Source organism: Nostoc sp., from assembly GCF_036916735.1.
GTDB lineage: Bacteria > Cyanobacteriota > Cyanobacteriia > Cyanobacteriales > Nostocaceae > Nostoc.
On sequence record NZ_JBALFV010000107.1, the window covers coordinates 63657 to 88981 of the forward strand.

Here is a 25325-nt window from a genome sequence, read left to right on the forward strand (position 1 = left end):
ACTCGCTGATAGCGCTAACATTTAAATTTGGTGTCTTTTCAAAACTACATTGTCAAAGATTGAGGATTCGTCTCAATCAATTTCGCTAAATCTTGCAAGAACGCCGCAGCATGGGCACCATAAATAATCCGGTGGTCAGAGGTAATATTGACTTGCATTTGTTGGCGCACGCCAAATAAACCGTCGGGTGTTGCTACCACTTGCGGGCGGGATGCCCCGATCGCTAAAATTGAACCTTGTCCAGGCGGCAAAATCGCATCAAATTTATCTACGCCAAACATCCCCAAATTTGACAAGGTAAATGTACCACTGTTGTATTCTTGAGGCTGTAGTTGTTTTGCCCTAGCACGTTCTACCAAAGACTTCCAAGTACGTGACAGAGAATATATATCCACTGCGTCGGCATTTTGCAGCACAGGTGTAATTAATCCGCCATCATCCATCGCTACTGCTACGGAAATGTTGATATCAGAATGATAAACAATACCCTGGTCTGAGTAGCTAGCATTTAACAATGGGTGTTTTTGCAACGTTACCGCTACAGCTTTCGCCAGTAGCGCTGTCATTGTCACGCCTTTGGATTTAATTTGTTTATAAAGTTTGTCTAACCCATCAGTGGTAATTGTATAACCGACACGGAAGACGGGCACGGATATGGTGGCTACCATGTTCCGCACTACGGCATTTTGGAAGGTAGTTAAAGGCACGATTTGACCAGGAACAGCCGCTACCACTGGCGTGGGTGCTGGTGTCCGAGGTACTGGGGGTGCAACTGGGGCGCTGGTTGGTACAGGTGCTGGTGGGGCAACTGGGGCAGGGGCGGGTTGTTTGCCCTTATTAGACAATGCTTCTACATCTTCGGCGACAATGCGACCGTAGGGGCCACTGCCTTGGAGTGTAGTTAAATCAACTTTGAGTTCTTTGGCTAACTTGCGGGCACGGGGTGAAACTACAAGCCTTCCTTCTTTGTGGTTAGAACCGTTTTGAGACGCACCGTCAGGTGTGGCGGCTGAGGCTGTGGCGGCAACTGGTTTAGGGGAAGAGGTAGGAGTAGCAGCTGCGCCGCCAGAATTGGCAACAGATTTGGCAGTTTCAATTTCAGCTTCCGTTTCGGCGATGAAGGCGATCGCAGATCCTACCGGGGCAGTTTCACCAGCTTCAACTATGATATGGGCCAGAAATCCTTCATAAAAGGTTTCTACATCCATATCTGCCTTATCTGACTCTACAACCACCACTGTTTCGCCTTTTTCCACTTTGTCCCCTGGTGATTTCACCCAGGAAACGATTTTGCCTTCTGTCATGGTGGAACTCAGCGCCGGCATAAATACTTCGTGAATGCTCATAGGGTGGTTTGGAAATCAATGGTTTATGGAGTTTAACAGCTTTTGTCAGATCGAATTGTATCTTGATGGAAGAGTTTTAGACTGTTTATATTTTAGGTTGGGGATTGGGCCAAACAGTTACGTTCGCGGATAGCTAAGGTTTAGTCTGTTCTGAGTTATGAGTAAATAAGGAAAATTACTACTCAGTACAGTACTCCTGAAGGGCATAGGGTATTAGCTTTTGACTAATGACGACTAATCGATTGACTCTAGGAACCTAAATATAGCTTAGAGGTCTATAATACAGAGCTATCCTCTATGGTTAGCCAATATCTCGATCTCGTTTTAGTCATTGACTTGCAAAACCACCACGAGTTTCTCACAGATTAAATGGGATTGCTATTTAATATTCCTCATAACCACTGCTTAAGATACAGGAGCTTCTCAGGGCTAGAGGATATAGAATGCAGTTCAATCTAGAATTCAAAATTGGTAATAAACCTATTTGAAATTCCTGTTTACTTTTATGTCGGCAAAGTTAAAATTCTTTTTGATTGTGATACTAAGTATCTTTGCCACTGCTGGCGCTGGAGTTTATATTATCCAGCGTCAGCCATCTACACCGATTATTGAGACTAGTGATGGGCAAACACAGCAGGTGAGAGCAATACATCAGTCTCAAGAGGTTGTGGCATACTTAGAGCGTTCCGATTATAAAACTATACCTCTAGAAAAGATCAGCTCATCTCTTCAAGGTAGCGATCCTGCTACCCTCGCCCTGAATGCCTTTGACGACATAGCATCAGTGGGAGGAACACGAAAGGTAGAGGTAGCTTATCCGCAACGGAATCAGGCCTTTGTGACGATTACGCAAATCAAGCGGGGTGATGATTCAGTTGGTATTAAATATCGAGTTGAGATGACCACCTTTGGGCGATCGCTTTTTATTAGCTCACCTCCAGTGTGGCAAATTGTTTGGGCTGGAGTCAAAAGTTAAAAGTAGAGACGCGATTAATCGCGTCTGTACAAAAGTGAGGAGTTAGGAATTTCAACTCATAACTCATAACTCATAACTCATAACTTTACTAAATGTCGCCGCGAATTTCTTCTACAACGCCATCGCGCAGAACGATTTCGACCTGCATTTTACTAATTAGGTTATCACCAATTTCTACCCGGAAAAAGCCTTCCATTTGGAATTGGTTAACTTCCTGATCTTGCTGGAGAAACTGTACTTGCTGGAGGTTTTGCAACAATTGATTTTTCTGCTCTAGGAATTCACTTTTCTTTTGATTGACTTGGAGTTGGATATTGTCAATTTGTTGGAGGGTCTGGGGGCCAGGTGGTTGCAAACTCTGTTTTTGAATTGCCGCGATCGCTCTTTGTCCTTCGACGTCTAGCTGTTGCAGTTGCTGGTCAAGTTGATTGATTTGCGTTTGCAGCTGCTGTTGTACTTCCTCTTTCCAGAGGGGAGTAACAATGACTTTGACGTTAACGACGCGTTTCAGGAGCAAATTAGATTTGGAGACATCCATAAATATTTCACGTTCACTCTTATAGTTAGCAGGTGGAATTATCAGGCAAACATGCCGTCAATAATATCGCGATAGCGTTCTGTGACGACGTGTCGTCGAACTTTCAGTGTTTGTGTCATCAAGCCATTTTCGATGGAAAACTGTTCTAGGATGAGTTTAAACGTTCCGATGCGGTCATCCGGTCGAAAGCCTGGACGATTTTGCACTTCCCGATTCAATTCTTGCCGAAATAAATCCTGGATCATTCTACTCCCCAAGTCAATTTTTTGACTATCTGAGGAAGTAACTTGATTATTCTGTGTATCCAGGATCAGATTCTGGCTTGCTGCCCATTTTTCTAGGGCTTCAAGATTGGGGACAATTAAGGCTCCCAGGCTGCGCTGATCTTGGCCGACGAGCATAATTTGATCGATGTATGGCGATCGCAAACACACATCTTCGATCGGCTGTGGCTCGATGTTTTCTCCGTTAGTCAAGACAATCGTATCCTTTGCTCTACCGGTTAGCACTAAGTCGTCTTGTAGTGTCAGCCAACCCAAATCGCCGCTATCAAACCAACCTTCAGCATCAATTGCTTTCGCTGTCGCTTCGGGATTTTGGTAATAGCCTTGCATAATCTGCGGCCCCCTCAACAATAGCAAGCCTCGTTGTTCTACTGGTAGAGGCGCTTTTGTCTCAGGATCTACAATTTTAGCTTCGGTTGCGGGGAGTGGTAGCCCTGATGCGCCAATCAAATTTCGCCAAGGACGCCGCACATGGGTAACAGGAGAAGTTTCTGTCAAGCCATAACCCTGCAAAATCTGCACACCAATAATTTCAAAGAAATTATCTATGTGTCTGGGAAGCGCACCGCCACCGCTAATCATCTGCTTAACTTGTCCTCCTGTAGCTTCTCGCACTTTGGCATAAACCAGTCGTTCTCCGAGAGCATGGAGGGGTAATAAAGCAGATGCTTGGATCTTAGCTGCTAATCGTTCAATAGCTGAAGCATGAAGATTAGTTAAACTCAATCCTTGAGCAACTCGCCGCGCTTTGATATATTTCTCGCTATTGCTGAATAAAAAGTTAATTAGGCGTTGTTTATTGGCTGGTTGTTCGCGGAACTGCTTTTGCGCTCCTTCATAAATCGATTCCCACAGGCGGGGTACACCCACCATGTAGTTGGGTTTAAATTGTCTCAAATCTGCTTTTACCGAGCGCAAGTTGGTATAAACTTGCGTGCAACCTTGAGATAGTAAATAATATTCAACGGTTCGTTCGTAGCTGTGCCAGGAAGGTAGGATACTGAGAACGATATCGCCCACATTTGGTTGCAATACTGTGCCAAAGGTTGTCACTTGGTGCATCAAGTTGTTATAGGACAGCATTACACCCTTAGGTTTGCCTGTGGTGCCAGAGGTGTAAATTAAGGTTGCTAGAGCGTCACGATTTTGCTTAACTGGCACAAAATTATGATTTTTCCCAATTTCGAGCAACTGGGCAAAATTCAGCAACTTTAGGGTTTCGTCTGTCGGTGGTGGTTCATCCGAAAGTAATATTACCACCTGAGTTGGTAAATCTTTGAGGCGGTCTTGCAGTTTTTTAAGTGTCTTTAAATCCTCAACTACTATTGCCGTACTGCCACTATTAGCGATGATAAACAGCAGTTCTTCTTTATCCGCTTGAGAGCTACGCACCGCATCAACGCCTCCAGCAGTCATTATGCCTTGATCAGCAATAAACCAGCGAGGACTGTTGTCAGCAATTAAGGAAATGCGATCGCCTACCTTTACTCCCAGCGCCTGCAACCCAGCAGCAAATAGTTGTATTTTCTCTGCCAACTGGGTATAAGTAATCACTACTTCCGGTTTAGCATGAGGATTGCGGAGGGCGACAACATCACCAAATCGCCCAGCTGCCAAAGGCCAAATTTCTGGCAGCGATTCCACATTGGTGTAATCTACCAACCGCTTTAATGCCTGGCGTTCTTGTTCACTGATCTTAGATAAAAAAGAAGACGCGGTTTGGGTTTTTGACATAACACCTTACCTAAATATCGTAAACTAATCGTAATTCTTAGCTTATTTTGTTATTACGCTACAATAACCGTCCTTATTATCCACATTCTCTTCTGTGTATGATAATTCCAGGAATTCCATGTTTATATTTACAAAAATTTATGTTAAAGTTAATTTACATAGACTGCAAGCAATGATTGTGTTTGCAGCTAAGAACAGCAATCGCCTACGTTTCACAGGAGATGATTACCTATGAATTTGATAGACGCTATACTACTAACGCTGCTCAACATTGCTGCTTGCATGGCGTTACCTAGGCTTTTAGCTCTTTTTCTGGCCCAGAAAACCAAACTTACTGAAGCGTTGTCGAATGCTTCCAAATTACAAGTAGCTAAAATCCAACTTACCAGTTTTCCTTATTGTACGGCTTATGCATTGACAGGCAGTCAATACTGTAAATTCAGTCCTGATTTTTGTGTCAAGTGTTCTCCAAATTGATAGATTATTTGCCAGCAAAAATTACTCAGTACTTCCAATGACCAGCTATTAAATTAACTCTTTCTGCGTCAACTCTCTTATATTGTGTACCAGGCAAAGTTAGCTGCACAGAGTATTTTTTGTGTCAAATTTTGTCTTTGCAAAGCGCAATACATAGCACTAGTGCTTACCCATTTATCGTAAGTTTGTCCCCAATATTCAGAGAAACAAGAACCAATACGGTTCAGTTAAGCATTTTTTTGTTCTCTCTGTTCCCTCTGCGCCTCTGCGGTTCGTTAAAAAATTTGACCCTTCGGCTTTGCTCAGGGTCAACAGTGAGCGAAGCCGAACTGTTGACTTTGATAAAGAGTTTTAGCCTTAACCCAAGCGTATTGAAACAAGAACTCCGACTTTTCAAAGAAGTCGGGGTTCTGCTGGTTGCAATTCTCAGCTATAGAAAAAAATATATTTATTTAGCTTATATTCAATAAAAGAAATCTAAATTCTGTTTTTAAGCAATTTTACTGATTTTGCTTCAAACTAAAAATATAGTCAACACCAATTTTCAAACAGAGAAGATTAATATATGAGTTTAATCGATGGTATATTACTGACGCTGCTAAATGCTGTTGCTTGCCTAGCGCTGCCTAAATTGCTAGCGATTCTATCTGTGAAAATTCAAAATACTGCAACCTCAGAAGTTTCTAACTCTGAAATTCCCAGCTTTTCTTAATATAAGCTGACTATCTATAGATATCGCCTTGATGAGGAGAAAATTTAGTTGTTGGTGCAAGGCGATATCTTAGGATAATATTCAAAAATGAAAGTTTGATTATTTATTATTTATTCTTGCTGTAGTCATTTTAGGTCTAACAATAATAAAAAATGCGAGCAAAGTAAAAAATAACATTTGCCAAGTTACCAAATTCCAGCCACCAAGATTCCAGCAGAATAGACCAATGCTAGTACCTACAGAACCGCCGATAAAATAGGTAGTCATATAAACTGTGTTGATGCGACTATTCGATTGAGCATCAAGAGTATATATTCTTGCAACATTAGTAACTTGGGTTGCCTGCACACCTACATCTAGTAACAATACAGCAACAGCGATCGCCAGTGCAGAATTAGAAGCAATTTGAGCAATTACTAAGCTGGCAATTACCATCGATACAGCAACAGTCAAGGAACGTTGGGAGTTACCTCGATCGGCTAGTTTACCAAAAACTGGTGCCATTAATGCACCTGCGATCGCCACAAAGCCATACATCCCAATTGTGTCAGATTGAAAATTAAAAGGCGCTCCGCTTAAATGAAAAGTCAGTGTTGTCCAAAATGAGCAAAATACACCAAACAATAATCCGCTAATTAAAGACGCTTCTCTTAATAATGAAAAGCGTTTTAATTGGTGAAGTGTTGAACTTAATAATTCAAAATAATAACCCTTAAATTCATTTTTTATACTAGGCAAATATATATTTAACAATACAATAACAATTAAAATCATTACTGCCGAAAATCCATATACATAACGCCAACTCAACCATTCAGCAATATATCCACTAAAAACCCTTGCTCCTAAAACTCCAATTAATATACCAGTAAAAATGTTGCCTACGGTTTGGCCTGTAGTTACTCTATCTATACTTGCTGCTAAAGGAAGAATAATCTGCGCGGAGACTGTCGCAATCCCAATTGCTATACTCAATATCCAAACTTCGATGATGTTTTGTGAGAACGTCATGCCTATCAACAAACAGAACAAACATGTCAGTAAGCAAAGAATTAATTTTTTCTTGTTGATTTTATCGCCCAAGGGGATTAAAAAGAAAATCCCCAAACCGTAACCAACTTGCGTAAGCACAGATATGCTGCCCGCTTCGCCTTCACTGACTCGAAAAGATGATGCAATATCTTGGAGAATTGGCTGATTATAATAAACATTAGCAACACAGACACCAGATGCGAGCGCCATCATTAGCACCTGGACTTTAGTTAATGTATTACTTAAGATTTGTTTTTCCATTCAACCTAAAATTTATATAGGAAAAAACTGGTTCACAGTACAGCTAAAACCAGGTAATAAAGGAGAAATTATAATATCGCTACTAAATAGGGTTTCTACCAGCTTAAGTTGATTTTGTTCACGTCGATAGACCTCTAGTTTACGCGATCGCCAATCAGCAATCCAATATTCTTTTACTCCTCTAGAAGAATAAAGTTTAAGTTTAGCTTCTTTATCCCGTCTTAGGTCTTCCTGGCTAGCAGACAAAACTTCGACTACCAAATCTGGTGCGCCAGTTAAATGTCCCCCTTCATCCAATGTTAGCGCCAAGGTTTCTTTAGTAGCCCAAACTACATCAGGAATCACATTATCTGATTCTGAAAACAAAACGCCGGGATTGATCACAGCTTCCCCTAAATCAGTAGACTCTGACCAAACATCAAGTTGTCGGAAAATTCTGCCACAAGTTTGCTGATGTTTAAAGTGAGGTGTCCTGGTCATAAATAATTCTCCATCAACTATCTCGTAGCGCGTCCCTTCATTTTCTGCGAAGAGTTCCACATCGTGAATTGTCCAGTGTACTCCTGTCTTAAGTGTCTGACTCATCGGCTAACTCCTTTAATCTTGCTCTTGTATTTTAATCATAAAAGGATGTTTGAAAATTCACAAAGTATACTAGACAAAGCTATTTTTTTCTAGACAGAAACCGCCCAGAAAGGCTTAAACATCCATATATTTGAGATTAGAAAAAAACTTGGAGGTTAAATCATGCCTTGGGAAATAACTGCTGAGGAGTTGTTGGCTCGGTATACTGATGGAGAGCGAAACTTTGCTGGGATTGAGTTGATTCAATCCGAGGGTGTTCCCCTCGACAGTTCGATTGACCTCGAAGGCGCTATTTTGAGAGATATCAACTTGCGCGGAGCCTATTTGAGACGAGCCGATCTGTGTCGAGCCGATCTGTGTCGAGCCGATTTGTTTGGTGTTTCCTTGGAAGGCGCTTGGTTGAAACGTGCTATTGTCAGGGATGCTAATTTGTATTCCGCCAACTTGTCTTGGTGTGACTTGACTGAAGCGGATTTGGGAGGAACCAATTTGGCTCACATGAATGCTACTAATGCTCTCTTCTGTAGAGCCAACATCAGTGGTTTCGAGTTCGCTATTCTGATTAAAACTAACTTCAGAGATGCTTACATCGCTCCAAACATTATTTGGAGTTATGGTAATTTTGTTTACGATACCACTATGCCCGATGGCACTATTAAACGCGGCCCATTTTTCGGAGAATTTTAGTTCATCTCTAATTGCAGCCATGAGGGGTGCATTCGGAACAAGGTAAGAGGATATTTGTCAAGTCTCAATTCATACTAGCCCTGGCGATTATAGAACCCATTTGATATCTTTTTCTATCTAGCAGCTAGTCTTTTGAGCATCAATCTGATAAAACAAAGCTTGAGCTTGGCATTAGCACGACCGAGTGTACGTTCAAAATTTTTGACTAAACTTTTACATCGCTCTACCCAAGCGTTTGACCTTTCAATTACCCATCTAGCGGCGACAGGAACAAATCCAGACTGTCCATTAGCTTCTTTTTCAGCTTTCGATGGCTTAGGTGAAAGTTCAAACTGGATTTTGCTGATGATTTGAGGATAAATCTGCTCTAACGCTTGGGTAAGTTTCTCAGGATGATAGCCATGAATTATCAGGATTGTAATCGAATGGTAACTCAATTGGTTTGGATTGGAAATAATCCATGCTAATTGAGAGCATCTCAATTAACCCTTGGTGATCACAGATGCTGGCTTTGGTGCAATGCGTAAAGAAGGGAAAGCCCAGTAGATCAACTGCTAGATGTCTTTTGATGCCATTTGTTGCGTTGTAAAAACAAAACCCTTTGGACTCAACACTGGCATTACAAGTGTTTTTGACTGCAAGGGAAGTCAATCATTATTAGAGTCGTCCACTGCGGTTTTTTTTTACTTGTTCACGCACCCTGCCATGCAAATTGGTGATAATATTATCAAGGATACCGTCCTGGCACCAATGCTTATAGTACCAGAAGACAGTAGAATAGGGCGGAAAATCTCGCTTGCAAATCAGCCCAATTGCAACCATTCTTCAGTTGATAAAATACACCATTGAGGATTTGTCGTTTTGTCCACACAGGGGGTCTAGTTTTCTTCTTAGTTGGCAATAATGGCTCAATTATTTTTCACTCTTTGTCTGTTAAATCACTTGAATACCCCATTTTCCACCCTCACCTGCTTAAATGCACCTAATTTCGGTTGATTCTACTTGATCGCCTAAAAGATATCAAATGGATTCTATAGAAGTGATGAGGGTAAGCTAAGATAATTTTTTGTTAAAGATTGGTAGTCAGCGGTAATGACTCAAAATCAAGCAAGAAAGTTGATTTCAGTTCCCACCTTTAACTTCGTGATGAACAATATTTAAAACATAGGTGGTCTTTCTTTAGTCTTGCAGTAAACTGGAGTTTAGTCTAAACTCCAATTCTAAGTTTCGATGCCCTGATATCTCTTGAATAACTCTCAACGGTATACCAGCGTTACTCATCTGAGTTAATGCAATTCTTCTAAAACTATGGCTACTCACTCCATAAATGTCTACTTGCTGGCAAGCTTCTCTCAAAATCCTAGAAGCTGAGTCTTCGCTGATGTGTCCATCACTGCGACCGGGAAACAGATAATCATCTCCTCCCAGTGGGTAGTATTCGCTCAATAACCGCCGCAAGTCTTCAATCACTGGGATTGCCCTGGTTGCCAGCTTGCCTTTAGTGTTTGACTTTCTAATGACAAACTGCGGTCTAACGTTACCCTTGGGTGTGCAAATATCTTGAGTTTGTAGCGTACAGCATTCACGGATTCTACAGGCACTAAACAGGCAGACACCGAACAAAGTGCGATCGCGGTCATTATGCAGCCCATGACTGAAGATTAGTTGTATCTCTGACTACGTTAGAACCTTGGCGCGTCCGTGCCGATTGATTTTCATCGTCAGACTGTAGAACCTGTAACCCATAGCCTACAGCAATGTGACCCTCGATTGGTGAGAAGTTTTCGCCCTTGCTACACCATTAGCATCCCCAGTAATCGCTAGAACTGGATTTTTCATAACCTATTTGTCGCCCGTGAGGACAGAAAAGAGTTTTCCGGTTTGAAACGGGAAGACTTAGTTTATACCATTGAGGAAATAATTATGCGCGCTTTTGACACAGATAACCTAATCGGAAAAACAATTGAAGAAGCCGAAAAATTATTAGTAAATACAGGATGTAAATTATCTGTAATTACGAGAGGACATAAAGGAGGTGGTTGGGTAGCACTGGATGATGGAGCCACAATACACGTTGACGTACAAGATGGAATAATAAGCGAAACTTTAAGAAAACTGATTTAAAATTTTATACTCTCTTAGTTGTAGCGAACTGCAAACAGAAATACTTCAAAATGTTTACAGTTCGCTACACTTAGTCCTGTCAAAATATTGTTGCTGTAAAGTTCCTCAGCCCCGCCCTAAAGGTGGGATTTTTTTATTTAAAAATTGGATATCAGGATTTTCAACGTCTTTAAAATACTTTCTCAACATTTTTGCTTCATCGTTATAGACTACAAAACTACGGGTTTCTTGCCCCTGTATAGCATCCCATTTTAGCTTTACTAAAACGGGTCTTTCACTTTCTGGATAAAGCCCCGCCAATTCGCTATCAGAAAGATTTATATTAATATCGGTACATTCAATGTATTCTGTGTCAACAAAAACGACATCTTTTGGATTAAAAAAATACTGCCCAATATTTACAAGACTCATAAAATCCCATAGCAAAAATAAACCGTTTCATTATATTCTCGATTATACAGATTGGTGGATTTTTAGAGATTAGGCAAAAAACCTAACTACGCGAGTTGATGCGATACCTGGAGGAAATTACCAGCAGTCGTTGCCACCTGAAAAATTTTTCATAAGCATTTTTCATAAGTGAACGGCGGCAAGAACCCAGAGTTTACCTGCCATCAACACATAGGCAGGGTAGGCAGTAGCACAGGGCTGGGAACTGATCCTCTTGTTGCGATCGCATATCAAGAGTGGGAAAATCGCAAGCGGTTAGACGCGCTTGATAAAGCTTTGGAAGAAATAGAAAACGCGCTCATTGAAGTTATGCCAAAAGAAAATAAATATTGCATAACTATTCAAGCGATGATGTAGACGCTCGGTAGGCGATGGCTACGCCCGCCGCAGACATCGCCACCGTCAAGGGCGAGTACGCCATCGCAGGAAGCGCGATCCTAGTAGATGCGATCACAAGAGAGTGGGCGGGTACGCCATTGCGACAACCTGTTATTTATATCAAAACTAGTTATTAAAAACATCTAACCGGATAGATACGGTATGGAGCGTGCCATTCCAAGCTACGCACCTGGGAAAATTGCCAGCCGCCTCAGAGATGCTCCCGCGATCAGTAGGCGATCGCCCTGCCCTGGCGCGTGGTATTTAATCTTAAGCTAATAAACTTTTGCGACGCTGACGCTTCTTTATCATCCCGAAGCCCAGTCCGAGAATGAATAAGCCTGCCCCAGCATCCGGTTCAGGAGTAGACTTGAAGTTACCTTTGAGTGCATCTCCATCATTACCGCACTCTAGGAAAATGTTGCTAACATAGTCGCCACTGCCAATTAACGCTTTGTCAAATGCAAATCCAATAGTGTAGTCTCCTGTGGCAGAAAAATGTCCAAAATCGAGTCCTGCGGCACTCAACTCACTGTCACTGAGCATGGAGATATTGCCCACTTTCGTACCATTACCAATGGCGTTGAGAATCGGGGTGTTATCCCAAGTTGGATTTTGAGCAACTGTAGTCGGGTAGTAATAGTTGTAGACATCTTGTGCAGTCGCGAAGTCTGTGCCTTGGGTGTTATTCTGACCCCAACCCCAGTCATAATACCACTTCAAGTTACTGTAGCCACCATGCTCAGTAGTTATACTTTTGGCTGTTACTCCTTGATAAACTCCCGTTGACAAGTCACTACCGTAGTCCGCAAACTTGACTGCAAATAACTGCCCGTTATTGCTAGCAGTTTGGAAGTCTTGTCCTGAGAAGTTAAAGAACAAGTCACTCCAACCAATGTTGACAGAGTGACCCGGATTCCAATAATCATCCGGGTCGGTTGTTCCACCCAAGGGCATACCGCCAGTGAGCGCAACATAAACTTTATCACCTGACTGTTTGACAGCCATACCTTTGATGTCAAAAACGGCTCCGCCAGAGCCATCGCTATTTGAGTCAATACCGTAGTCCCAACTGTTATAGAGTTGTCCGGCATTTGCTTTTTGTCCAGCTAGTAACATTATGCTGAAAGTCAGGGTTGCTGTGTATAAAAAAGCTTTTTTAATACGCATGGATTTTTCGCAAGTAAGAATGAGTTGTTACGCTAGTCAATAGCTTACTCAAGTTGCTATAAAGTTCTTAGCTTTTAGGGGTTGAGGCTGAATAAAGATTGAGTAAAATTTAACAGATGGATTTTGTAAAGCCCTAGAAAATACGTAAGTGAAGGGGAAGAATTGATTATGTTGTAGCAATAACAAGAGGCTACAGGTGTCAAAATATTGACTACTAAAGCCAAGAGTTTACGTAAGTTTTTCGGAGCGCCGCACTTACCTTGGATACCATCGACAAAGCACTGCAAGAGATAGAAAACACGCTCACAGAGGTTATGCCAAAAAAAATAATTAGGCATAACTATTAAATATTAACAACCAGTTATTATTGATGAATTGGTTATTATAGATATCTAAAGAGAGGTAAATCCCCTGGTTGGAAGACCGGACAACCCCGACAGCGTAGAATTCGCTATCCAATGGTTAAAAAGCGTACTACTGTTTCACGTAAAGCCGCCTAAAAAACTGCTTGATTTCTGATTTTTTAATTTTTTGGCTTTGCTTGTTTTCAACTCAGCTTCCCTGAGTCATTTTCTGCTTTTTAGTCTAAAGTCCAGTAAATCATCTTTGTCTCTTGTAATGGTATGGATAGTTTTATAACTTTTTCTCCTTTTGAAAAACTGTTTAATTCCTCCCTTTTTTCCTGTCTTGATAGCAGGCATAATAAATGGAATGTCTCATGCTTGCAACCATCTGATTATAGGAGTATTAAAAAATCCTCTATCTAGGTAGAGCTTTTTTACATTTATTTTAAGGGATTCAAGTTCTGCCAATAAATAAGTAATTATTGCTACATTAGTGTCTAGTCGGCGAACACCTCTGACAGCTAGAGTTACACCTTATTCTTATTAATAACATATAAAGTTGCATAGGCATAAAATGAATGAGTACCAGATTTGGCTTGACTTCGATATATGTAAGGTAATTCCTATAATGTGGGTTTACCATAATAGCAAATTAGATTTAAATCAATCGCTATTTTTAAACAAGCTTTTTTTAAACCATCAAGGAATTCGGCTTTTCAATGCCAGATTAATTTGCGCCTCTAATTCTTCAAAATTATTGATTTTATTGAGATGATATCTAATATCATTTGCTGTCGGAACATTCTTTAATAATTTAGCAGTGTTTTCAAGACTATCCCCACTTCTAGCTGCTTTGATGAGAATCTCTTTCTAATGTTTGTTAGTCACATACCCCTTGAGAATTAAAAAGAAAAGTTTTCTACTAAGCACTCAATAACCTCTTCAAGGGTTTCTGAGTCTGTTAAAACCAGTTCTGATGATAAAACAGTCAATTTTTTTAGCCAATATGCTACACACTACTTTCATCATTTCATTTTTTGAAATCTTTCAGAATGGTATAAAAATTACTTATTATTTGAGTTAAATATAGCACGTTAAACTACGCATACTTAATTAGCGATCGCTATGCAGGGAAAAACTTTTTGGTTTACTGATGATCCTAGTGAATCAAAAACGCCCTCATCTCATTTTTATAAAGAATCTTTTCCTTGCTTTGGGGTGCATTGCTCGTGCCGTAGCTTTGCGCGGATACGGATATTGTTAGCCATTTGTAAAGCGAGGAATTATTTGACCGCAGCGACAAATAATTTGTCAAGTTCTTCAAGCTTGTAAGCTTCGCTCCAGAAGAATCTGATTTTTAGCGTTTCTGATATGAAGCTATAGAAATTGCTTGAACAAGCAAGCAATGTAGAAGAATTTCAATTGTTGACAAAAAATCTGCCGTTTTGGTCAAATAATTCGTCGCTCTACACCAGATGCCCTACTGTAAGCTGCTGTGTGTAGTTGGCTACTGTGTACTGGTAATGAGCCAAGGGCGATCGCTTGCCGCCTTTGGCGTCACTTCTGATTATGGCGAAAATGTCGGTATTTGGTAGTTAGCTGGATGTTGGAAATCCTCGTGTATTACACGATAAAGTGCGGAATGTGGGATAGATTATTTGGTACAACAATTTAATACTGCACAGGAAGGTTTTAAAGCTCCTAAATTTCAGAGACTTCAATTGGTACAGTTTTATTCCTGGTGATCGGAATATTGAAAGCGGCTCATCAAGCCCAAGTGCGTAACTTTCGGTATCACAGATCATTTAAGAGAGTGATTTTTTTCGGGGTAAATAGCAAGCAAGCACTTTGTGTGCCCTGAGTTTCTATTTCTTCAATCGGCATCCTGTTCCACAATCTGGGCTTGCAGTACCCGATTTTGTAAGGGGGAGGCAGTACGATCAACTCTACCCGCAACTACGACTGACTTTCCTACCGTAAGCGAGTCAGAGACAACTGTGCCATCTGCGGACTCAAACAAAGCAAAAGTGGTATCAACGGTAAACGTCACCCCGGCAATGATGTACTGTGGACAGGGCTGAGCTGGTTTACACACAGGTCTAATGTCAGGTGTGCGAACCGTTGCTGTCCGACCCTCAATGCTAATTACCTTACCTTGAATTACAATGAAGCGAGTTGTCAGAGTGTTTGGCGGATAACAAGGGCCACCATCAACACCAATACAAACACCGCCGGAATTGATATCGGTTGAGCCTTGTACGATTGTCAGTGGTTTAACAACTTGAAGTTTGGTTTGTTCTTTGGCAAAGGCAGGAACACTAACCATAGTAGATAGTAAAGCCAATCCGACAAAAGCTACGGGTATTCTAAGGCAGCTAATAAGCATAGTAATGTTTCCTTTTTAAATATCACCTGTATTTACTTATTACTGTCAAGCGCACAAGTTTTATGCAAAACGTGCCACTGTTTGGTGTCTGCCTGTTTAGTGCTTGCCGTATCCGCGAATGCTGTACGCTACAAACTCAAGATATCTACACACCCAAAGGTATTGTCAGACCCCGGCTGGTGATTCGGAAATCTTACACGAAGGGGAAGTTGGCTACTCTGACTGACATACTCTCACTAGCCAAACGATAGCTTTCTGCTTTGCAGCCAGATTTAAGAATTTTATGATACTCTTCCACTCGCTTTCCGTTACGTATACCAACGCAAAATTGACGCGGCATCTTGTTGGGAGAGTACAGATTCACTTATTAATAGCATCCACTCTACTGGTTCGCACCCATCAGGAGTATCAATTTCTTTTGCATAAACAGCATAAACATTGAAACGGACGGAGTTTTTTAATCTTGAAGGAGGATTTATTGAAACTGGACAAAATCTAACTTCTAAAGTTGCAGTTCTTTTTAAACGCTTTTTGGTTTGAATTATGAACGACTCTTGAAGTCTGTCCTCCTATGGGAGTTTTTAAACTAATAAATAGGTTTTCTACTTTTTTAAACGCTTCCACCCATCGGTAAGACTCTTTTTCTTCAAATGGCTTTTTTCTTTGAGCAATGCGTTTTTCTTTTAATCAGAACGTTAAGCCGTCGCGCGCGGCATGGCTGCGTTTTGTATAATTCACATTGAAGGTAAATGAGGGGGTCTCATGTCAACTGAAAATCTGGATGGAAAGGTCGCACTTGTTACAGGTGCGTCTGGCGGCATTGGAAGCGCTATCGCCAAGGGGCTGGCGGCGCAAGGCGCTTTGATCATTGTTCACTATTCGCGTGGTGCCGATGCCGCGCAAGAAGTTGTAGCCGCTATCGAAGCTGAGGGTGGGCGAGCTATTGCCCTGCAAGCGAATCTTAGGAACATTGCAGATATTCGTCGCTTGTTTCAAGAGATTACGGGACACTTGGGCAAACTTGATATTTTGGTGAATAATGCCGGTGTTGCACGAGGAGGACTTTTGGCAGAAGTCACGCAAGAGGACTACGAAGCTGTATTCGACCTGAACGTTCGTGCTGTCCTTTTTTGCTCGCAGGAAGCCGCACCTCATATCGGAAATGGCGGACGCATCATCAACATTTCTTCCAGCACGAGTGTTTACCCACACGCTGGTTCAACCATTTATGCAGCCAGCAAAGCGGCAGTCAGAATGTTCACACAAGTGCTGGCTCAAGAACTAGGAGAGCGCCAGATTACGGTTAACAGCGTAGTTCCTGGCCCAACTTCTCCTGGAATGTTCGACAACGCACCCGTGGAACATCAAAAAGTAGCGGCTCAAAGCTCTCCATTGGGGCGTTTGGGAACTCCTGAAGATATTGCTGAAGTCGTCGTATTCTTGGCATCGGAAAAAGCACGTTGGCTGACGGGGCAAGACATTGTGGTTAATGGTGGCGCAAAGATTTAGTGCAAAGAGGCAACTTGAGTGACGGCAGATCAGATGTTCATGTTGCCAACTGCCGCAAAATCGGCTTCAAAGCCAATTAACAACGCCCTAACAATGCCCCTACACACTGACCGTCGAGAGTTCATCTGTTAATGTTTAAGGCTATCTGCGGCGGGTAATGGGCAACGTTAGCTGGTTAAAAATGTGTTACGCAAAAGCGGCAGCGACAAGATGTAAAAAGTCCTTTTGCAGCTTGGAAGAGGGCCTTCCTTTTAGAAAAATCATTGGAGTTCCTTGCGGAAGGAATGACAGTCAACGAGACCGCAGATAAACTTGGTTACTCCGAACTCAGTGCCTTTGTGGCCCCGTTTCGGAAAAGGTTTGGAGTGACTCCTGGCCAATTTTTTAAGTAGCTCGCCTCGCTTCTGAGGACTCAATGCCGCAGGTTTGTACGGAGTTTTTTAATCGGTAAAAGCATTGCCTTCGGCCATTTTGACGCCTTTGAGTCCTGGATGAGTTGACACCAGGCGAAAAGGATGTTCTGTTGCCTGTAGGTTCTTACTGGTTTCAAAAAGGTGAAGAGCCACACGTGACAAAATGCTTAGTGGATTGGCAAAGCGCCGTTTTGCCCTTTACCCAAGATGTTGCAAGAGCTATTTTACTGTCAAGCTAGTCTCTGCGATTAGTCGAGGGAAGGGATACTACACTACCATCAACCAATCGCACACCACAGAGGTACACCCGCCTCCAAACTTAACCCAAATCTGCCATTTGCCCAGATACCCATTCCAGTAAGGCTCCCCATCAGCAACACCAACAGCCGAGCCGATTGTGGAGACTAACTGATTGTAGAATGAGCCAGCGCTGTCCAAGCCTTGCTGCATTTTCAGTTTCAGCCCTTTCCAGGCTTGTCCTTGGGGACTTTCCACTACCTCTTCTAATATTTGGGAGGTTGTGTCAATCACTGGTGTCGATAAAACTATATTATTAGTGACTGACACCAAACAATTCGCAGTTTGCAATTCGCAATTCGCAATTGTTTTAACTGCGAATTGCGTTAGCGTAGCGGGGCGAAGCCCATTATCAATTGCGAATTTGTTTGATGCTTCATCCCGATTTAACCACTGCCCGAAAATCGAATCACGCTGGTCATCAGGTGCAACAAACTGATAAACACACTCCTGATTTTCACGCTTACCCAACCGACCAACATAATCGAGTTTCAAATCAATCTTCGCAAGTAGTTTCTGTGCGATCGCAATCGGCGTGTGTTTTTCCGAGATACTAACATTCAGGTAATTCTTGATAACGTGCCGATGCGTTACAGCCAGCGCCTTAAACTCCAGCATCTTCTCGTCGCTGCTACGTAACTGAACGTCTGGTGTAAGAAACTGCAACAGATTCAGATTTTCAAGTAACAACACAGCCAGCAATAACTGCCCCTTGTTAAAGTCAGGTTTCCAAATGGAATTCTGCCCAGCCTCTAACTGCGCCTTAGCCCGTTTCGCATCACGATTCGTCAGAAACTCTCGCCCCAGCGTCAAATAATAGTGCATTCTCTGTTGAGGATACCAGCCATCATCATCTTTCTCGACCAAATCACGCGTAACTTCAATTTCGTAGGGACGGGACAATTCAGCCAAGCGCTGCTGGTGTCGCTCGGTTTTGGTTTTCGCCCGCTTATCTTGCAGCTTTTTGAGTTCAGTTTGAGAGAGTTCAACAGAGTTAGCGATCGCTTCACATTCAGCAGTATACAATTGCTCACTTGCAGCTTTAACCGACTCGATTACTGCCCCACTTTCATCATCCGATGCATCATCAGCATCAATAATGGTGTACCCATCCTCGACCAATCCCCCAAGTACAGATTCTTGATAGCGCCGCATCTCAACATTAATTACGGAACCACGTTTCCCCCAAGTCTGCAAAGATTCGGGCTGAAAATTCTGGTCAACAAAGCTGTAATCGTCATTGTCCGCCGCCGACAACAGCGCAATGTTCGCTTGTGTTGCGACGTGTTGACTTTTGAGTAATCCCCCTATGGATGTAGAGCCATTGCCCACAACCGACATCCCCCACTCTCTCACCCAGATATGACGGTCAACTGTCTCTCGTAATCTCGCCAACATCTGACGCACGGAATTAACCGGCTGCACTCCCTGAAAAATTCCCCAAACAGCAGTGAAATGCCCTCGAATATCGATGGATACTCCAGTTTCTAAACTTGGGGAGGCGATAACCAAATCATACTGGGTAAGAATTTTGTTCAGGTGAGCGATACAGCCGAAAGCGGCATGAGATGGATCTGCAACGGATTCGCTGTCAATTCGTAGAATCCGTAGGTGTGGGAACTTGCGACGAAAGCGTTCCTCCAATGCTTGGGTTCCCCATTTGGAAAGAGCTTTCTGAGCAGAGCAGCAGAGTAAATGATGCCCTCCTTTGGCTATCGCCTTGTCCAGTGCAGCGATAAGATTCTTCGGGTTACTGCCAGAGTAGTTGTAACAGTTTCCGGCACTATCCTGATAATTGTTGACGATTACGAACGGGTTAACCCGATATTCACCAGCGAGTAATAAAACATACTTCACATCAGTATCTGACACATCGGCACTTGATAGGTAAATCTTTCCCTGACTACTGCCCAAAATATTCTGTACCAGTTGTTTGAGGTTTTTGAGAACAGATACGCGACGTTTTTGCACTTCAGTACCAGAGTTGAGTAAATGCCAGAATACTTGGTCGCACTCGTCGATAATAATGACATCATTCGCCCAGTCATTGGGATTGAATCGCGCTTGACTCTGCTGATGCAACGAATCAACACATACACCGTATCCTAACAAATCTCCTGTTTCGGAGCCGTGAACTTCTGTGACATAATTCACTCCAAAGCGATTACACAGTGCCTCACCAAGTTGAATCCGATGGGTAATGATTAATACTTGTCTTCCAAGGTCATGCACCTTCGCTACCTCGGTAGACAGCCATTCGGTTTTACCAGTGCCTTTAGGAGCCTTGAGGATAACCAGTTTTTCACCTTCGCGAACTTGCAGATGACCCAGGAATCGTTGATTAAGTGCGATCGCTCTTGGATAAGTCAGCAGAGTAAACAGCTTAATCTCCCACAACTCCAGTGCAACGGCTGTGTTGTAGAGCGCGTCAAATGCTGGCTGACCTTTGGCGACGATAAAATCATCAACCCCTTTCTCTGCCCCCAACGGTAAATCAATCACCCGCAGGGAACAGCCCTCATTTACCAGCAACCGTCCCATACGACTGATAGCGGTTCTGACTCGCTGGACTGTCTCAGGTTTATTGTCTTGATCAAAGCAGATGTTAATAAGTCTCCCCTCTGTTGCAAAATGCTTCAAGTCGGGAATCAGGGATGGTTTACCATTAGCTGTACCGTACTCATCTTGGGGTGTGCGGTATCCAGCGTTAACGCCAGGGATAGCGATGCCTACGGCGGGCGGGTACGCCATCGCAGCATAACCAGCAGTTAGTAACGCCCCCGCTTTCTTGACACCTTCCACGATTGTCACTGGTACGTTGTGCCGCCAAACCCAGTGCCAGAAACCACCAGGATGCTGTAGGTTAAATTCTGTAATGGGGATACCGCAACGTAGGGAGACTTTCACCAAATGCGATTCGGGACTAAGAGGAAGAAGGCGCGTGTCTCTTCTCTGAATGGGTGTTCGTACTTGATGAACTTATGGATCTTCTGGCGGTCTCTTCGAGGGTGGTCTGGTTTGAAACAGCCCCACATCATCAGCACGTAGTTGTTAAGTGGGTCAACACCACTGCACACCAGCTGCCTAGTTCGATGTGCTGGTATTTTTTCAAGTCCCTGTCTCGTAAGCGCCCATCATTGCGACGAGAGATTTTGGGACTGTAGAGCAGATATTCGTAAGGTGTTGTGCCGACAAGCGAACGCACATTCGCCTTGAAGATTTCTTCGTCAACTCCACTACTGAGCCATTGGGTTAAATGTTTAGCTTGAGAAACTGTATTTGAGTCATCGCTGTTTCGCTATTTGAGGCGGGTTTTGTCCAACCCAATTTATCTTGAATCCATGCCCGAATGCCGATGGTGTTGAATGAACGGCATACTAATCGGGCTTGTTTAGTGCAGTATCGCCCTGCCTCGTAAGCGTAGTACTCTAGGATGATTGCGATCGCAGTGTCTGGGATATCACTGGTTCTCCAATCAGTTAGGTTCGCGGCATCAAAGCCCTGTTACATAAGCATTTGAGCCAGTTTGGATGGTTCCAGGTTCGCGCTCTCTAATGCTTTACCAATAGCTTTATCACTAACCCCAGCAAGTCTTGCAGTTGCCCGAAGGCTAGCTTTCGCTTGACTATTAGCCTCAACTTCAATCTCTTGTTTTATCTGTTCGATGATTTCGGCAATTTCAATTTGTGACATAACTTTAATTGGGTGATAATTTTTGTTGTGTGATTAGAGAGAATTAAACATTCACCCGCATCAAACTTTTTTTACCGACCAGTGAGAAACGATTCGATATAGTCGGTGATTTAGTTAACGTTGGGGACATCAATTCAACGAGATAAAACCAAGAATTATTCACTAGCGCTATCCCCAAAATCAGCCGTTGCTTTGTTCCTTTATCGTGAGAACAGAGCATTCATTACTCTTTCACCCAGAACAAAAGCAGGTTTTTGCACGTTGAAGGTTTCTAACTGACCTGTGGAGATGATTTGATGTTGTGTGGCGTGGAGTATTTCATTACGACAATCAATTGAATAAAGCCAAGTTTCATGTTTCCACTGAACACCACAGCAGCAACCGAATGTTTTGATGGTTCTGAGGTATACTCTCTCTAGTAAATTGACCTCAACGGGTGGAATTGTTCGACCCCAAGGAGGGGAGAGATACCAGCTTGTTTCAAAGGCAGTAATTAACTCAATCATGCATTTTTCGATTGTTGGAATAAAATTGTTTTGAGTCGGTCAAAAACCAGTGCAGCACATTGGGGAACAATGGCATTGCCCAGAGCCATCAACTGTTGCTTATGTTGTTTTCTGATGCTTTGATATTCTGCATAGAGTTGGCGATATTATTTTTAGCAATCTGGCGTAAGCGCTGCAATTTCATTACAATTGAGCCGATTAGATATCTCCAAAATAGTATATTTTGTGGTAAAAGAACATCAAGAGAAGTTTTTAATATTAAAATATGAGAGATATCCTGAATCACATTGAGGAGAATCCTAAAGAGACAAAACGGTTAATTGGTCTGGAGTATGAACAGTTACAACAATTAATCCAAAATGCAGAGCAATTACACCATGAAAAACAAGTGTTGTTAGAATCCAAGAAAGTTAGAATTATTACTGGTGGTGGAGGTCGTAAACCAAAACTATCTATCAAAGAACAAATAATTTTAACCTTGGTTTATCTGAGGCATATGACAACCTTTCAACTTTTGGGCATCCAGTTTGGAGTGAGCGAGTCTACAGCAAATGATATATTTAATTATTGATTGCCACTTTTGAGATAATTGTTACCATCGAGTTTAATTGAACAAGTAAAAAAAAAGAATCTGACTATGAAGTAGTTAAAGAAATACTTACAGATTATGAATTAATTGTAGATAGTTATGAACAAGTTAGGGAAAGACCTGGAGACAATAAAGAGCAAGAAGAATATTACTCTGGCAAGGCAAGTAAACATACATTTAAAACTCAGATAATTATCTTGCCTAATGGCAGCGAGATCGTTGATGTTGTGGCAGGAGAACCTGGACCAAAAAGCGATATAACTTTATTCAGAGAAAACTGTGAGAGCTTTAACTCACAACAAAAATTTCAAGGCGATTTAGGAGATATAGGAGAAGATTTAATTAACACTCCAATTAAAACACCAAGAAACGGGAAGTTAACAATTGACCAGAAAAAGGAAAACAAGGAGTTTTCATCTAAACGAGTATTTGTTGAACACCGAATTCGTTCTCGAAAAATATTTCCAGTTGTTCAAGAAAGATTTCGGTTAAATCCTAAAAAATATGAACAAGTAATTTTGACAATTTGTGGAGTAGTAAGATTACGAATTGGGGCACTTGTATTACCAGCAGAAATATACGCGATCGCCTGATTTAAAAATGAATGCACATAATCACGTTTTTTTGTCGGATTATTAACAATAAATATCTCAAACCCCTATTCTATCGTAGAAACTACCTGGTTGCTCTCGCTGGCGATCGCACGCTATAAGTTAGTCACAGAGATACTTGGACAATTTTCGGAGATGTCTATTGAAGCTGGGGATTGAGGCAGCACTAAGCCATCCATCAAGGTCTGGCTGTCGCATGAGATATCTGTCCATCTGCTTGGAAAACCCATCATAGCGCTGACGAAAAGTGGACTGAGAGAACGATATTTCGTACTGCCCAATTCGTAACCTTGGTTTTTGCCCCCTTTTGTTGGTTTCCTGTAATTGTTGTTGGTATATATCAAGGTTTGTCTGGGCATGATCACCGCCGCCGACAGATGCAGTGTTTGTCCCCTCTTTCTCGTACTGACTCCAGGATGTGTCCCGTCTTGAGCTTTGGGAGTCGGTAGCAATAATCCAAACTCTTTCGCGCTTGTGAATGGTCCCCACTTAGGCTGCTGAAACAATTCCCCACTCGACATCAAACCCCATCTGGGCAAATTGCCACAGTAGGGCGCGGAAAAATTCACCGTCTTCAGCAGTAATGAGTCCGGGTACGTTTTCCACAATTGCCATGCTGGTCGAATCTCGCAAATGATTCTAAAGAACTCACCGAACAAGTTGCGCTCATCCTGGGAGGCAAGCTGTTTTCCGGCGAGGCTAAAGGGAGGGCAGGGGAGTCCGGCAATGCAACTTCTGTAACTCCGACTCCTGCCAAAGACTCAGTTGTAATATCATGGATGTCCCTGATAATTGGAATATTTGGGAATCGCAGATGTAGCAGTTGTTGGCAGTAAGAGTTAATCTCACAAAATGCCACAGTCTCGAAACCACCGCAAATCTTATGACCAAGGGTAAAGCCGCCAATACCAGAACAAAGGTCAAGGACTTTTTGAGTTTTAAGGGGAGTGATTTGCTGTGTCATTTTCATCTTCCCACTAAGTATTCGATAACATCTTTATCAATTGCAGCAATGCGGTTCTTGATACGTTGAGGTGGGTTTTGAAGAAATCGTTTTAAGTCTTGACTCTTGATTTGGTGATATCTGCCAGACCGCCTATGTGTACGTATCCACCCCTTTTTGACCCAACTCCAAACAGTAGCCGAATTGAGTTGCAGAACCCTGGCAATTTCGCAGCAGTTGTAGTTATCAAGGATTGGACGTGCGGAGTATCCTAAAAAGCGCAATTTGTGTTGAATAGCTGATGTTGAGCGGATGTATCCCCTTCTTTTCAGCCGATATGCTATTTGTTTGACAGTGTTGAGACAAGCCATTTCTTCAATAATTGCGAGTTCTTCATCAGTCCATTTTGTATGCATCTGATTACCTCCCATATTTATGCAGACTTCATATCAGAATGTTCTGGGACAATCTGAGCGCTGATAGATTCAAAATCCACTTGACAAAGATTTAAATCAATCAGCATCTCACCACTGTTGTAGATGTCTGTGATGTGTTGCTTGATTGCTAATTGTGATAGTCCATCAGGGATATTTAGGTGCGCTTCACTCGTGATTTTATTGACTACTGTAACGATGACTTTTATGGCTTAATTCCTGTGTGATTAATTGAGGGTTCAGAAGTAAAAATATTCTGAATCCTGATTCTGATTTACACTGCTCCGGCTTTTGCTGTTTGTAACTGTTGCATCCATGCGTTGATTGCTGTTAACTCATCAGCACCGCTAGCAATGGCATCAACAACAAGATTTTGATACGAAGATTCAGCGTGACTGGGATACTCACACTTGTCTGCTGCCCAAGCCAAACACATGGTTTTGATTAGTTCATTAATCTGGCTAATATCAAGTAAACTTGGGCGATCAACGTCTTGAAATTGCAACCACTCTTTGACCAAATCAAGTGGATAATCAAGCAAAGTGCGAATATTTTTAACTCGTAAGTCTTGTGTAGGTACTGGTTGAGGAACGGAGCTAAGTTTTGGTGTGGATGGAATATTTGAGTCAGCACCACCTAACAGAGATTGAATGTCACGAATGATTGTTGCCCAATCTAAATCTCTACTCCATTTCCTGTAAATTTTGGTTTTGGTCACAGCATCGTAAAGATTACAGAAAACCGTATTTTGTCCCTCTTTTGTTACTTTGGGGAAAGAAAAAACGGTAATGTTATTCAACTAGCAATAGGAAAACTGATTGGACTCGCCCGAAAATTATTCATAAA

28 protein-coding genes and 4 pseudogenes are annotated in these 25325 nt (G+C 42.2%); 11 read left to right on the forward strand and 21 right to left on the reverse strand.

What is annotated here, in order from left to right:
- Positions 1-44 precede the first annotated feature (44 nt).
- Positions 45-1346 (reverse strand): dihydrolipoamide acetyltransferase family protein, encoded by a 1302-nt coding sequence (locus tag V7L20_RS26160; RefSeq protein ID WP_334746874.1) that lies wholly within the window; start codon positions 1344-1346, stop codon positions 45-47.
- Between the two features lie 505 nt (positions 1347-1851).
- On the opposite strand from V7L20_RS26160, the gene V7L20_RS26165 reads away from it, so the two are divergent.
- Positions 1852-2322 carry a hypothetical protein gene (locus tag V7L20_RS26165; protein ID WP_334746875.1) on the forward strand — a complete coding sequence of 157 codons (471 nt, stop codon included), beginning with the start codon at positions 1852-1854 and terminating at the stop codon, positions 2320-2322.
- Positions 2323-2410: 88 nt separating this feature from the next.
- Here the strand turns inward: V7L20_RS26165 and V7L20_RS26170 are convergent, their stop codons facing one another.
- Complete coding sequence (locus V7L20_RS26170) at positions 2411-2860, reverse strand: YlqD family protein (protein WP_012412623.1); 450 nt, start codon at positions 2858-2860, stop codon at positions 2411-2413.
- 41 nt (positions 2861-2901) lie between these two features.
- Entirely contained in the window at positions 2902-4878 is a 1977-nt protein-coding gene (locus tag V7L20_RS26175; protein ID WP_334746876.1) for an AMP-dependent synthetase/ligase, read from the reverse strand.
- Between the two features lie 1042 nt (positions 4879-5920).
- Here V7L20_RS26175 and V7L20_RS26180 point away from each other — a divergent pair.
- Entirely contained in the window at positions 5921-6067 is a 147-nt protein-coding gene (locus V7L20_RS26180; RefSeq protein WP_334746877.1) for a hypothetical protein, read from the forward strand.
- A gap of 99 nt (positions 6068-6166) precedes the next feature.
- Here the strand turns inward: V7L20_RS26180 and V7L20_RS26185 are convergent, their stop codons facing one another.
- The gene (locus V7L20_RS26185) at positions 6167-7360 is read right to left on the reverse strand and encodes an MFS transporter (protein WP_334746878.1); all 1194 of its coding nucleotides are present in this window, start codon (positions 7358-7360) and stop codon (positions 6167-6169) included.
- Positions 7361-7372: 12 nt separating this feature from the next.
- Positions 7373-7945 (reverse strand): Uma2 family endonuclease, encoded by a 573-nt coding sequence (locus V7L20_RS26190; protein ID WP_334746879.1) that lies wholly within the window; start codon positions 7943-7945, stop codon positions 7373-7375.
- A gap of 162 nt (positions 7946-8107) precedes the next feature.
- On the opposite strand from V7L20_RS26190, the gene V7L20_RS26195 reads away from it, so the two are divergent.
- Positions 8108-8632 carry a pentapeptide repeat-containing protein gene (locus V7L20_RS26195; RefSeq protein ID WP_334746880.1) on the forward strand — a complete coding sequence of 175 codons (525 nt, stop codon included), beginning with the start codon at positions 8108-8110 and terminating at the stop codon, positions 8630-8632.
- Positions 8633-8745: 113 nt separating this feature from the next.
- Here the strand turns inward: V7L20_RS26195 and V7L20_RS26200 are convergent, their stop codons facing one another.
- The 3 genes from V7L20_RS26200 to V7L20_RS26205 all read right to left on the reverse strand — a co-directional run bounded on the left by V7L20_RS26200 (position 8746) and on the right by V7L20_RS26205 (position 10255).
- Positions 8746-9069, reverse strand: coding sequence for an IS5/IS1182 family transposase (locus V7L20_RS26200; protein ID WP_334746881.1), 324 nt, complete (start codon positions 9067-9069; stop codon positions 8746-8748).
- A gap of 317 nt (positions 9070-9386) precedes the next feature.
- Positions 9387-9503: a hypothetical protein gene (locus V7L20_RS32860; RefSeq protein ID WP_442943639.1), complete on the reverse strand. Its 117-nt coding sequence runs from the start codon at positions 9501-9503 to the stop codon at positions 9387-9389.
- A gap of 308 nt (positions 9504-9811) precedes the next feature.
- Entirely contained in the window at positions 9812-10255 is a 444-nt protein-coding gene (locus V7L20_RS26205; protein WP_334746882.1) for a tyrosine-type recombinase/integrase, read from the reverse strand.
- Between the two features lie 258 nt (positions 10256-10513).
- On the opposite strand from V7L20_RS26205, the gene V7L20_RS26210 reads away from it, so the two are divergent.
- A complete protein-coding gene (locus V7L20_RS26210) occupies positions 10514-10756 on the forward strand; it encodes a hypothetical protein (RefSeq protein WP_334746883.1) in 243 nt (80 codons plus the stop codon).
- A 105-nt stretch (positions 10757-10861) separates the two neighbouring features.
- Here V7L20_RS26210 and V7L20_RS26215 read toward each other — a convergent pair whose 3' ends face one another.
- Positions 10862-11167: a hypothetical protein gene (locus V7L20_RS26215; protein WP_334746884.1), complete on the reverse strand. Its 306-nt coding sequence runs from the start codon at positions 11165-11167 to the stop codon at positions 10862-10864.
- A gap of 168 nt (positions 11168-11335) precedes the next feature.
- On the opposite strand from V7L20_RS26215, the gene V7L20_RS26220 reads away from it, so the two are divergent.
- Positions 11336-11563 (forward strand): hypothetical protein, encoded by a 228-nt coding sequence (locus V7L20_RS26220; RefSeq protein WP_334746885.1) that lies wholly within the window; start codon positions 11336-11338, stop codon positions 11561-11563.
- A 14-nt stretch (positions 11564-11577) separates the two neighbouring features.
- On the forward strand, positions 11578-11721 hold the full coding sequence (locus V7L20_RS26225; protein WP_334746886.1) for a hypothetical protein: 144 nt from the start codon (positions 11578-11580) through the stop codon (positions 11719-11721).
- Positions 11722-11854: 133 nt separating this feature from the next.
- Here V7L20_RS26225 and V7L20_RS26230 read toward each other — a convergent pair whose 3' ends face one another.
- The 3 genes and pseudogenes from V7L20_RS26230 to V7L20_RS26235 form a co-directional block, all read right to left on the reverse strand.
- The gene (locus V7L20_RS26230) at positions 11855-12754 is read right to left on the reverse strand and encodes an XDD3 family exosortase-dependent surface protein (protein WP_334746887.1); all 900 of its coding nucleotides are present in this window, start codon (positions 12752-12754) and stop codon (positions 11855-11857) included.
- A 581-nt stretch (positions 12755-13335) separates the two neighbouring features.
- Positions 13336-14090: pseudogene (locus tag V7L20_RS32865) on the reverse strand (ISH3 family transposase); the annotation flags it as partial.
- A gap of 881 nt (positions 14091-14971) precedes the next feature.
- Complete coding sequence (locus tag V7L20_RS26235) at positions 14972-15484, reverse strand: hypothetical protein (RefSeq protein WP_334746888.1); 513 nt, start codon at positions 15482-15484, stop codon at positions 14972-14974.
- A gap of 62 nt (positions 15485-15546) precedes the next feature.
- On the opposite strand from V7L20_RS26235, the gene V7L20_RS26240 reads away from it, so the two are divergent.
- The 3 genes and pseudogenes from V7L20_RS26240 to V7L20_RS32870 form a co-directional block, all read left to right on the forward strand.
- The gene (locus tag V7L20_RS26240; protein ID WP_334746889.1) at positions 15547-15735 is read left to right on the forward strand and encodes a hypothetical protein; all 189 of its coding nucleotides are present in this window, start codon (positions 15547-15549) and stop codon (positions 15733-15735) included.
- 511 nt (positions 15736-16246) lie between these two features.
- A complete protein-coding gene (locus tag V7L20_RS26245; RefSeq protein ID WP_334746890.1) occupies positions 16247-16993 on the forward strand; it encodes an SDR family NAD(P)-dependent oxidoreductase in 747 nt (248 codons plus the stop codon).
- 215 nt (positions 16994-17208) lie between these two features.
- Positions 17209-17385: pseudogene (locus V7L20_RS32870) on the forward strand (helix-turn-helix domain-containing protein); the annotation flags it as partial.
- A 288-nt stretch (positions 17386-17673) separates the two neighbouring features.
- On the opposite strand, the gene V7L20_RS26250 reads toward V7L20_RS32870, so the two are convergent.
- From V7L20_RS26250 to V7L20_RS26265, 4 genes are all read right to left on the reverse strand, one after another.
- Positions 17674-20610: a plasmid replication protein, CyRepA1 family gene (locus V7L20_RS26250; protein WP_334746891.1), complete on the reverse strand. Its 2937-nt coding sequence runs from the start codon at positions 20608-20610 to the stop codon at positions 17674-17676.
- A 597-nt stretch (positions 20611-21207) separates the two neighbouring features.
- Positions 21208-21396: a hypothetical protein gene (locus tag V7L20_RS26255; RefSeq protein ID WP_334746892.1), complete on the reverse strand. Its 189-nt coding sequence runs from the start codon at positions 21394-21396 to the stop codon at positions 21208-21210.
- Between the two features lie 43 nt (positions 21397-21439).
- Complete coding sequence (locus V7L20_RS26260; RefSeq protein WP_334746893.1) at positions 21440-21616, reverse strand: DUF1392 family protein; 177 nt, start codon at positions 21614-21616, stop codon at positions 21440-21442.
- The gene (locus V7L20_RS26265; RefSeq protein WP_334746894.1) at positions 21597-21902 is read right to left on the reverse strand and encodes a DUF1392 family protein; all 306 of its coding nucleotides are present in this window, start codon (positions 21900-21902) and stop codon (positions 21597-21599) included. Before V7L20_RS26265 ends, V7L20_RS26260 begins: the two co-directional genes overlap by 20 nt.
- A gap of 265 nt (positions 21903-22167) precedes the next feature.
- On the opposite strand from V7L20_RS26265, the gene V7L20_RS26270 reads away from it, so the two are divergent.
- Together V7L20_RS26270 and V7L20_RS26275 are read left to right on the forward strand one after the other, a co-directional pair.
- Positions 22168-22473, forward strand: coding sequence for a helix-turn-helix domain-containing protein (locus tag V7L20_RS26270; RefSeq protein ID WP_334746895.1), 306 nt, complete (start codon positions 22168-22170; stop codon positions 22471-22473).
- Between the two features lie 104 nt (positions 22474-22577).
- Positions 22578-23084 (forward strand): transposase family protein, encoded by a 507-nt coding sequence (locus V7L20_RS26275; RefSeq protein ID WP_334746903.1) that lies wholly within the window; start codon positions 22578-22580, stop codon positions 23082-23084.
- 120 nt (positions 23085-23204) lie between these two features.
- Here V7L20_RS26275 and V7L20_RS26280 read toward each other — a convergent pair whose 3' ends face one another.
- The 5 genes and pseudogenes from V7L20_RS26280 to V7L20_RS26300 form a co-directional block, all read right to left on the reverse strand.
- Entirely contained in the window at positions 23205-23591 is a 387-nt protein-coding gene (locus V7L20_RS26280; protein WP_334746896.1) for a hypothetical protein, read from the reverse strand.
- Positions 23592-23830 (reverse strand): annotated as a pseudogene (locus V7L20_RS32875) (DNA cytosine methyltransferase). It abuts the gene before it with no gap.
- A 35-nt stretch (positions 23831-23865) separates the two neighbouring features.
- Positions 23866-24072: pseudogene (locus V7L20_RS32880) on the reverse strand (DNA cytosine methyltransferase); the annotation flags it as partial.
- Positions 24069-24461, reverse strand: a complete 393-nt coding sequence (locus tag V7L20_RS26295; protein WP_334746899.1) for a hypothetical protein — start codon at positions 24459-24461, stop codon at positions 24069-24071. The gene V7L20_RS26295 and the pseudogene V7L20_RS32880, both read right to left, overlap by 4 nt.
- A 292-nt stretch (positions 24462-24753) precedes the next feature.
- Positions 24754-25197, reverse strand: a complete 444-nt coding sequence (locus tag V7L20_RS26300) for a hypothetical protein (protein ID WP_334746900.1) — start codon at positions 25195-25197, stop codon at positions 24754-24756.
- Positions 25198-25325: the final 128 nt, after the last annotated feature.